Origin of the sequence: Spirulina sp. CCNP1310 (assembly GCF_034932185.1) — a bacterium.
Classification (GTDB): Bacteria; Cyanobacteriota; Cyanobacteriia; order Cyanobacteriales; family Spirulinaceae; genus Spirulina.
This window is the reverse complement of record NZ_JAYGHW010000045.1, coordinates 24477-33243: the sequence shown is the minus strand read 5'-3', so window position 1 is coordinate 33243 and position 8767 is coordinate 24477. Positions and strand designations below refer to the sequence as shown.

The window sequence follows — 8767 nt, the reverse complement described above, 5'->3', positions numbered from 1 at the left end:
GGGGGGAGGTGGGGGGGGGGGGGGTGGGGAGTGGGGAGTGGAGAATGGAGAATATAACCCATTTTAGGAGGGATGATCTCCGTGAAATTACCCAAAAGCTTGGTGAGTAAGGGTTTGGGGGGAGAGGGGGCGATCGCCCCTTGGGGCCATTCATCACCGAACCTTAATGAACTTTTGTAAAGAATTGGAAATTCTGTAGCCATTGTTACAGAATTCTCTGCTACAGTAAAACTGTGAACAAAAAGCAATCACATCCCTAGCCAATCGGAGGCAACCATGAACACTCAAAATCAAGCCCGCAACCTGATGATGCGCCACACCCAGAATATCCGCAACCGCCAGCAATCCATGCTCGGTCGCACCGCTTCTGAAATGGGGATGGACATCGACACCGCTCAATACGCGAACGAAATTCAAGGCAAGGCGAGTTCCGCCTCCCGCCTCAACTACGATCGCAGCAACTCCACCATGAGCTAATCGCTTTTTCCCTCAATCCTTGCCTGACTTCCTTTCCGTAACTTCATTTTTTACTTTACTCACCCACCTTCTGCAATCGGAGATCACCCGTTATGGATACTCAAGGTCAAGCCCGCGCCATGATGATGCGTCACACCCAAAATATCCGCAATCGTCAGCAATCCATGCTCGATCGCACCGCCTCTGAAATGGGGATGGATATTGATAACAATCAACACCCCAGCGAAATTCAAGGCAAACTCAGTTCTGCTTCTCGCCTGAATTACGACCGCAGCGGCTCTTCGATGAGCTAGATGTTATTTTCTGTTAAAAAACTTCCTTTCCTTTCTGTTCGATAATATTTCACCCTTCATCCACCCCTGGAGACACTTATGAACACCCAAAATCAAGCCCGCAACCTGATGATGCGCCACAGCCTCAACGTGCGCAACCGCCAACAATCCATGCTCGGTCGCACCGCCTCTGAAATCGGTCTCGATCTCGACACCAGCCACTACGAAAGTGAGCAATCTGGAACCTTGGGTTCCACCTTTGATCGCTCTAATGCGGCGATGAGCTAGATGAACAGAGGATCTCTCCTCAAATTTGCTCAATCAACCTGTTGTTAAACGAAGACTCAGCATCCGTTCTCGGAAAGCTGGGGCTTTTTTTTATTGACGGTCAATCTTCCCGATGGCCGGTAAGCCTCCTCTGGCATCAACGGCTCGATAGCCATCCGATTGGATTTGTCAAACTTCCGGCTCCCCTCTTCCACAGTTTGGGAGAGGTGTTAGGGGTGAAAGCTGACCCTACCCTTGATTGAGGAGTACTCTATCCATACCCCAAACCAATGATTTCGCGATCTTTCCCCCTTGACAGTTCAGCAAAGGTTAAATGAATCCGCATATCAACAGCCAATTTCAGGAACGAGAATAGGATGGGAGTAAGCCAAATTATTACGGAAGATTGGGATTTATATGGATATATTGCAAAGACAGCTTCTGGCCTTGGATTGTAAAGTTGATGCGTTACACAAGCTGGTTGAACAATTGAGTCATCGCCTCAACATCGCATTGACGCAATCCTCTACAACGCTGCCCCCCTTAGTGATCTCGGAAACCCCGCCCCCTCCTCCTTCCCCTTTCCCTACGATGGTGTCAGCATCCTTAGAAACTGAAGAGGATGAGTTTTTAAGTCACAAGGATGTGTTACCGGATACGCAACGGAGGCGTGAACATATCCCCGACTATAATATGGCGGAACAGAGCCTCTCACCAGAATTACAGGTGCGCCGTCTCACGGCTCAGGTGACGGCGGCCTATAACCGGATTGCGGCGTTAGAGGAACAACTCCTGGCTCAACGGGGCAATCCTCACGGTGAACACGCGCTTAAATCGGAGCGATCGCCCCGCCATTAACGATAATCTCAGTTCCTAAATCTCCCTCAATCAGGGTGATTAAATCTCTAGCATCGGGGCAATCCTGAGTTGTGGTGAGAGTCGCACAGAGCGTTTGCTGGATCAGGGCGCTCAGGGCCATAAACTCCTGCTGGCGCATGGTTTTGGTGAGGAGGTAATGCACTGATGTTTGGGTGGTGAGGTGCAGGAGTGCCATGCTGGCGGCTAAGGTTTTTAGAGTTGGGCGGTCATCGGTACGAGATCCCAAGCAATAGATCCGCCCCAAGGGGAGAGGATGGGTCTGGAACTGATAGGGAGCTTGGGTTAAGTCGAGATATTGTTTATTCCAAGTGGGATGGGTAGGGACAATACGGGGGAGGGCTTGGGGACTGCCGTAGAGCAATTGGACAGAGTTTTGCCAGAGGCGGAGACGGGGATAACCGGGGATGATCTGGGGGTTTCCCCCTGGGGGATGGTGGATTACTACCACATCATCGGTGATGACGGGATAACCCGCTTGGGCAAATAGGGCGGCGGTGGTGGATTTTCCAGCTCCGGCAGGGCCAATAAAGGCGATCGCCTTCCCTCCCAGTTGCACGGCACTCCCATGTAAACAGAGCACCCCCTGCCACCGTAACCAAAACGCCAAAACCGGCCCAATCAGATAAGTCACCGTATCCTCTAACGTTAGTTCAGGGGGCCAATGGGCAGTAATTTTTGCTGGCAATTGTTGGAGAAAAAAGGTGGTGCGATCGCCGTAGCAAAACCAAAATTCTGTTTGTTGAGGATTAGACCACACCCGTAATGCAGGTTGACCCTGCTCATTATGACTAGAGCTGGTGTAGTGGGGCCGGTTGAGGTAGTTGGGGGGATGGGCTACTGTTGGGCCAGCGAGGTCAATTTCGAGATCTGTCGGTTGAGCCGGTATGGGAATCAAGCCAGCGATCGCTCGATTGCTGACGAGATTCAACCCGTAGAGGGTATAGTGGGGCATTCCCAGAAGTTACTCTGTTTTATTGGGAACAGCCCCCATCCCTGCACCATCACCGTTGATGCCATCAACAGCAACGTTACGGGTGAGGGTTTTGATATCACCATATTGGGTGAGTTGGGGGGAATGGTAGGGTCGGCGTGGATTGGGCTGAGACATAGTAGCTGCGGCTCCGTGATTAGGGGGTACTGTATTATTGATAACAAATTTATTGGATGGGAGAAAAATCACAATTCTCTGAACTAATGTCAAGGCTACCCAAAATTGCCAGCAATTTTAGCGTGATCTGGATCTTGGCGGTTAGACTTTCTTCATTCCTATTATAGTTCCCCCTCAATGAGCCAATCCCCATCTATGGCCCGGAGGGTCAGATTTTTCAAGGTTAGCGCTTGGGTCATTGCCGTGAGGTTGAGATCGCCGATGGGGGTTGGGGCCAGTTCTCCACCGATAATTTTAGGGGCGATAAAGGCCATAATTTTTTGCACCGCCTGGGCTTGAATGGCCGCCGCAGCTAAAATGCCCCCACATTCCCATAAAACTTGGTTCATGCCGCGATCGCCTAAATTTTGCATCACCTCTGTAATCTCCAAAACCGGCAATTCTAAAATTTCCACACCGCGATCGCCTAACTGCCGTTGCAATTCACCATTCGCCCCCTCAGTGGTAAAAACCAAGGTGGGGGCGATGGCCGTATCCCACAGTTGAGCATCGGGGGGCAAATCAAGGGTACGGCTGAGAACAATCCGCGTGGGATTATGCTCCCTCACCCCATGGCTCGTCAATAGGGGATTATCCCGGCGGAGGGTATTGCCACCAACGATTACGCCATCAGACTGCGATCGCACTGCATGCACCAACCGCCGCGCCGCCGGCCCCGTCACCCAAGCACTATGGCCCGTCGTCGTCGCAATTTTGCCATCCAGAGTCATGGCATATTTCAAAATTCCCCAAGGTTGCCCCTGGGTGACACGGTGACAAAAGCCCGCATTCAGGGCTAAACAGGCCGCTTCCTCTACCCCTGTAATCACTTCAATCCCCGCTGCTCGCAAGCGGGCAATCCCCTGACCAGAAACGCGAGGATCCGGATCCACCATCCCCACCACCACTGTTTTCACCCCGGCTTGAATCAGTGCTTCCGTACAGGGGGGCGTGCGGCCGTGATGATTACAGGGTTCAAGATTGACATAAACCGTCGCCCCCCTTGCGTTTTCCCCCGCTGCCCGCAGGGCAAAAACTTCCGCGTGAGGCTCCCCCGCTTTGGGGTGATAACCTTCCCCGACAATTTCGCCATGGTTAACAATCACCGCCCCCACCAAAGGGTTAGGGGCAGTATAGCCCGCCGCCTGTTGGGCCAGGGCAATACAGCGTTGCATCAACACAGCAGGCTCAAGCATCGCAATTTCTTTAGTACTTAACTCTCGTGCCATAGCTCTGCCGTGGCACGGAACCTTAGCGGCTCTGCCGCCTGTTAAGGGGGAAGGAGGCAGAGCCTCCGGGGGGCGTTACTTGGCAGAGCCAAGTAACGAGGAACTCTATATTGATCCCATCAACCGCTTATTTTGCCGCTAGCACTTTTTCAGCATCGGCTTGGGCGAGGAACTTCTCTAACTCCGTGAGGGCATCGGCATCCACCTTCGTTTGCATCGGGCAGAATTTGGGGCCACACATCGAGCAGAATTCAGCGGTTTTATAGATGTCCGCCGGGAGGGTTTCATCGTGGTATTCCCGCGCCCGTTCGGGATCGAGGGACAACTCAAACTGCTTGTTCCAATCGAAGTTATAGCGGGCGGCGGAGAGTTCGTCATCGCGATCGCGCGCTCCCGGCCGATGGCGGGCAATATCCGCTGCATGGGCCGCAATTTTGTAGGCGATTAAGCCATTGCGCACATCTTCAGCATCGGGTAAACCCAGATGTTCCTTAGGGGTGACATAACAAAGCATCGCCGTTCCATACCAGCCCGCCATCGCTGCCCCGATCGCACTCGTAATATGGTCATAACCCGGCGCAATATCCGTCACCAACGGCCCCAACACATAGAAAGGAGCCTCACTACACTCCTCCATCTGTTTTTTAACGTTGAATTCAATCTGATCCATCGGCACATGGCCCGGGCCTTCCACCATCACCTGCACATCATGTTCCCAAGCCCGACGGGTCAACTGCCCCAAGGTTTTCAACTCCGCCAACTGGGCCTGATCAGAAGCATCATGGGTACAACCCGGCCGGAGAGAATCCCCCAAGCTGAACGAGACATCATAGCGTTTGAAAATTTCGATGATCTCATCGAAGTGGGTATAGAGGGGGTTTTGTTTGTGGTGGTGGAGCATCCAACGGGCGATGATGCCGCCACCCCGGGAGACAATACCTGTGATCCGGTTACGCACCAGGGGTAAATGCTCGATCAAAATCCCGGCGTGGATCGTCATGTAATCCACCCCTTGCTGGGCGTGTTTTTCGATGATGTGAAGGAAATCCTCCGGCGTGAGGTTTTCAATGTTGCCGTGGACACTTTCTAGGGCTTGATAAATGGGGACAGTGCCGATGGGAATGGGCGAGGCGTTAATAATCGCGGTGCGGATCACATCGAGATCGCCGCCGCCGGTAGACAAATCCATCAACGTATCTGCGCCATATTTCACGGCTAAATGTAGTTTGGCCACTTCCTCATCAATATTGGAGGAGTTGGGGGATGCGCCAATATTGGCGTTAACCTTGCATTTGGTGGCAATACCAATCCCCATGGGTTCGAGATTGGTGTGGTTGATGTTGGCGGGAATGATCAACCGTCCCCGGGCCACTTCAGCGCGGATCAATTCCCCTGGCAGGTTTTCCCGCCGGGCCACATAGTCCATTTCCTCAGTGATCATGCCTTGGCGGGCATAATGCATCTGGGAAACGTTGGCTTGGCCGAGGCGTTTGGCAACCCATTCTGTACGCATATTTGGTTCCTCAAAATAACAGCTTCCCTCCGCTGGTGCTAACCAGTCTCAGGTTCTAAGGGTCTTTCTCAGCTTCGATGGAAATTGAAGCACCCCTAGCTTAGTCCTTAGATTTTATCACGGGGATTTCAGGGCGGGCCGGCTCGTTACGCTGTGGATAGAAAACTTTGCAGAGGATTGTTTGAAAAGAATCACAACGAATGGATTGCCCCCCAAGCTCAGACCAATCCCCGCTAGAATGGGCAAAATCAGCATTTCTTTGCCACCGTGATGAAAACCGCTTACTACTGGCTGTTGGGGAGTTTCCTCACCTTGGGGTTCATTTTGCCCGCTCAGGCCCTCCGTGAGGCAACGGGCGATCGCGGCATTGATGTGCGCCGTCTCCATGCCCCCCCCTATGATCTACTGGGTCGTAAGGTGGGGATTGGCCAGGTGGAAATTGGCCGCCCTTTAAAATTGGGATTAGACAAAGAAGCCTCTGGCCAAGCTTTTTTCCCGGTGGAGCAGGTCTTTTTCCGCGATCGCCCCATCGGTGCGGATCTGAATGTGGATTCCCACGCCTCAATGGTGGCTACAGTGATGATCAGCCGTGATAAGCACCTAACAGGTGTGGCCCCAGGGGCCAAACTTTACTCCTCGGCCATTGGCAGCCTCAACCGGGATAGTCAAGACCGCCAATGCATTACCGTCCAACACATTGCCCAACAAAATGATGGCGATATTCGAGCGATTAATTTAAGTTACGGCGAGCCGCTCAATCGCGATCCCCGCGAAAACCCGGTGCTCGATGGCAATGCCCTGCTCACCCGCTGCCTGGACTGGTCGGCAAGGGTTCACAATACCCTCTATGCCGTTGCCGGGAACCAAGGCGGTGGGGGAATTTCGATCCCGACGGATCATTACAATGGCATTACCGTGGCCTCTTCTGTGCGCCTTGGGGATCAGTTTCGTAAACTGGATTTTGCGAATTTAAGTGCTCTCCCTGAAGGCATCGGTCGCACGGTAATTCAGCGGGAAGTGAATGTCAATCTCCGCCGCTCCCTCGGCTTGGTGGCCCCCGGTAATGGTTTACAGTTGCACGATGGCAGTCGTGCTACGGCGGTTTCAGGAACGAGTTTTGCCTCGCCTCAGGTGGTGGGGGTGGTGGCGGTGCTCCAGGAATATGGCGATCGCCAAATTGCCGCCGGCCAATGGTCTCTCGCCGCCCGTCAAAGCGAAGTGATGAAAGCCGTCCTGCTCAACGCCGCCGATAAACAACAGGATCCTGGCGATGGCCGCTATTTGGGGCAAAGCCGCACCATCCTCAGCAAACGCCATCAGGATTGGCTCAATGGCGATGCCGCCAACAACCCCACCATTCCCCTCGATATCGAAATGGGGGCCGGACAACTTAATGCCTGGCGGGCCTATCAACAATTTCAAGGGGGCCAATGGGGGCCGGGGTCAGTACCACCCATCGGTTGGGATTATCATGAACTGGATACCCAAAACCCTCAAGATTACGTTTTTGAAGATCCCCTACCGGCCGGTAAATATCTGGCCGTGACCATGGCTTGGCATCGCCATGTGGAATTGGAGGATCTTAACGGCAATGGCCAGTTTGATATTGGCGAAACTTTCCGGGATGAGGGTTTGAATAACTTGGATCTCTATGTGCTACCGGCCGAGAGCGACAATCTTGCGGATAGTGTTTGCCGCTCTGTGAGTGCGATCGACAGTGTTGAGCATCTATTTTGCTCCATTCCCCAAACCGGTGCCTATAAGATTCGCGTCGTTTACCACAGCCAGGTTAACCGTCCCACCCAAGCCTATGGTTTAGCCTGGTGGACGGCTAACGCCGCTTTCAATCCATAGGCCACCTGTTCCTGCTCCTCTGGGGTCAGTTCAGGGAACATTGGCAGGGAAAGGACTTCAGCGGCGGCTTGTTCTGCCTGGGGGAGATCCCCCTGCCGATAGCCCAGGTGTTGATAGACGGGTTGGAGGTGGAGGGGGCGAGGGTAATAAACCATGGAGCTAATGCCCTGGTCTTGGAGGATGGCTTGAATCCCATTGCGGCGTGAGCCATCCCCTTGGGGATCAGCAACGCGGATCGTGTATTGATTCCACACTGCTTGTCCAGAGGGGGGAGCGGTGGGTAAGGTAATAGTGGGTAATTGGGCGAGGAGGGTGTCGTAGCGTTGGGCGACGGCTTGGCGCTGTTGATTCCAGTGATCCAAATGGCGAAGTTTGATGGCGAGGATGGTGGCCTGGAGGGCATCGAGGCGACTATTGAGACCCGTTTGCGTATGAATATATCGCTCCGATTGGCCATGTTCCCGCAGTTGGCGGATGCGGTGGGCGATCGCCTCATCCCCGGTCGTAATTGCCCCCCCATCCCCACAGGCCCCTAAATTCTTCGTGGGAAAAAAGCTAAAACAACCTACCGTACCCATACTGCCCACCTTTTGCCCCGCCCACATTGCCCCCGTGGATTGAGCGCAATCTTCGAGAACAACCAGGTTGTGGGATTGGGCAATGGCGATCACCGCCGTCATATCCACCGGGCGGCCAAATAAATGGACGGGAATAATTGCTTTGGTTCGGGGGGTGATGGCGGGGGCGATGCGGTTGGGATCAAGGTTGAATGTGGTGGGATCAATGTCAATAAACACAGGCGTTGCCCCCACCCGGCAGATCACTTCCGCTGTGGCGATAAACGTCAGGGGTGTAGTGATCACCTCATCACCGGGGCCAATGTCGCAGGCCCGCAACGCCAAATACAGAGCATCGGTACCAGAGTTACAGCCCACCGCATAGGGTGTTCCGATGTATTCAGCAAAAACGGTTTCAAAGTCGCTGACGGCTGCCCCGCCAATATAACGACCAGAACGGAGTACAGCCAGCACCGCTGCACTGACATCAGCATCCAAACTGGCGTACTGCCGGGTCAGGTCTAAGGGGGGAATCCTATTCACACGCATTTACGATTAAAATTTTCATTGAT

At 53.5% G+C, this 8767-nt stretch carries 10 protein-coding genes, 1 pseudogene and 1 riboswitch; of the genes and pseudogenes, 5 read left to right on the top strand and 6 right to left on the bottom strand.

The window, feature by feature from the left end; all coding sequences use genetic code 11:
• Positions 1–203, bottom strand: a pseudogene (locus tag VB712_RS09865) (hypothetical protein); the annotation flags it as partial.
• A 73-nt stretch (positions 204–276) separates the two neighbouring features.
• On the opposite strand from VB712_RS09865, the gene VB712_RS09860 reads away from it, so the two are divergent.
• From VB712_RS09860 to VB712_RS09845, 4 genes are all read left to right on the top strand, one after another.
• Entirely contained in the window at positions 277–477 is a 201-nt protein-coding gene (locus tag VB712_RS09860) for a hypothetical protein (protein ID WP_323254391.1), read from the top strand.
• A gap of 92 nt (positions 478–569) precedes the next feature.
• The gene (locus VB712_RS09855; protein ID WP_323254390.1) at positions 570–770 is read left to right on the top strand and encodes a hypothetical protein; all 201 of its coding nucleotides are present in this window, start codon (positions 570–572) and stop codon (positions 768–770) included.
• 78 nt (positions 771–848) lie between these two features.
• Positions 849–1037 carry a hypothetical protein gene (locus tag VB712_RS09850; RefSeq protein WP_323254389.1) on the top strand — a complete coding sequence of 63 codons (189 nt, stop codon included), beginning with the start codon at positions 849–851 and terminating at the stop codon, positions 1035–1037.
• Positions 1038–1607: 570 nt separating this feature from the next.
• Positions 1608–1874 (top strand): hypothetical protein, encoded by a 267-nt coding sequence (locus tag VB712_RS09845; RefSeq protein WP_323254388.1) that lies wholly within the window; start codon positions 1608–1610, stop codon positions 1872–1874.
• On the opposite strand, the gene VB712_RS09840 is transcribed toward VB712_RS09845, so the two are convergent.
• The 4 genes from VB712_RS09840 to thiC all read right to left on the bottom strand — a co-directional run bounded on the left by VB712_RS09840 (position 1846) and on the right by thiC (position 5784).
• Positions 1846–2847: a hypothetical protein gene (locus tag VB712_RS09840; protein WP_323254387.1), complete on the bottom strand. Its 1002-nt coding sequence runs from the start codon at positions 2845–2847 to the stop codon at positions 1846–1848. The genes VB712_RS09845 and VB712_RS09840 overlap by 29 nt on opposite strands.
• Before the next feature lie 9 nt (positions 2848–2856).
• Positions 2857–3003, bottom strand: a complete 147-nt coding sequence (locus VB712_RS09835; RefSeq protein ID WP_323254386.1) for a hypothetical protein — start codon at positions 3001–3003, stop codon at positions 2857–2859.
• 161 nt (positions 3004–3164) lie between these two features.
• Entirely contained in the window at positions 3165–4271 is a 1107-nt protein-coding gene (ribD, locus tag VB712_RS09830; RefSeq protein ID WP_323254385.1) for a bifunctional diaminohydroxyphosphoribosylaminopyrimidine deaminase/5-amino-6-(5-phosphoribosylamino)uracil reductase RibD, read from the bottom strand.
• Between the two features lie 127 nt (positions 4272–4398).
• Positions 4399–5784, bottom strand: coding sequence for a phosphomethylpyrimidine synthase (thiC, locus tag VB712_RS09825; protein ID WP_323254384.1), 1386 nt, complete (start codon positions 5782–5784; stop codon positions 4399–4401).
• A gap of 7 nt (positions 5785–5791) precedes the next feature.
• A riboswitch (TPP riboswitch) is annotated at positions 5792–5891 on the bottom strand.
• A gap of 163 nt (positions 5892–6054) precedes the next feature.
• On the opposite strand from thiC, the gene VB712_RS09820 reads away from it, so the two are divergent.
• Entirely contained in the window at positions 6055–7638 is a 1584-nt protein-coding gene (locus VB712_RS09820) for a S8 family serine peptidase (protein ID WP_323254383.1), read from the top strand.
• Here VB712_RS09820 and VB712_RS09815 read toward each other — a convergent pair.
• Positions 7593–8738 carry a DegT/DnrJ/EryC1/StrS family aminotransferase gene (locus VB712_RS09815; RefSeq protein WP_323254382.1) on the bottom strand — a complete coding sequence of 382 codons (1146 nt, stop codon included), beginning with the start codon at positions 8736–8738 and terminating at the stop codon, positions 7593–7595. The two genes, VB712_RS09820 and VB712_RS09815, sit on opposite strands and share 46 nt — an antisense overlap.
• Positions 8739–8767 lie beyond the last annotated feature (29 nt).

Bases quoted from the DNA above. Each gene is read 5' to 3' on its own strand.
- VB712_RS09860 (WP_323254391.1), top strand. From the start codon at position 277: ATGAACACTCAAAATCAAGCCCGCAACCTGATGATGCGCCACACCCAG.
- VB712_RS09855 (WP_323254390.1), top strand. From the start codon at position 570: ATGGATACTCAAGGTCAAGCCCGCGCCATGATGATGCGTCACACCCAA.
- VB712_RS09850 (WP_323254389.1), top strand. From the start codon at position 849: ATGAACACCCAAAATCAAGCCCGCAACCTGATGATGCGCCACAGCCTC.
- VB712_RS09845 (WP_323254388.1), top strand. From the start codon at position 1,608: ATGGTGTCAGCATCCTTAGAAACTGAAGAGGATGAGTTTTTAAGTCAC.
- VB712_RS09840 (WP_323254387.1), bottom strand. From the start codon at position 2,847: ATGCCCCACTATACCCTCTACGGGTTGAATCTCGTCAGCAATCGAGCG.
- VB712_RS09835 (WP_323254386.1), bottom strand. From the start codon at position 3,003: ATGTCTCAGCCCAATCCACGCCGACCCTACCATTCCCCCCAACTCACC.
- ribD (WP_323254385.1), bottom strand. From the start codon at position 4,271: ATGGCACGAGAGTTAAGTACTAAAGAAATTGCGATGCTTGAGCCTGCT.
- thiC (WP_323254384.1), bottom strand. From the start codon at position 5,784: ATGCGTACAGAATGGGTTGCCAAACGCCTCGGCCAAGCCAACGTTTCC.
- VB712_RS09820 (WP_323254383.1), top strand. From the start codon at position 6,055: ATGAAAACCGCTTACTACTGGCTGTTGGGGAGTTTCCTCACCTTGGGG.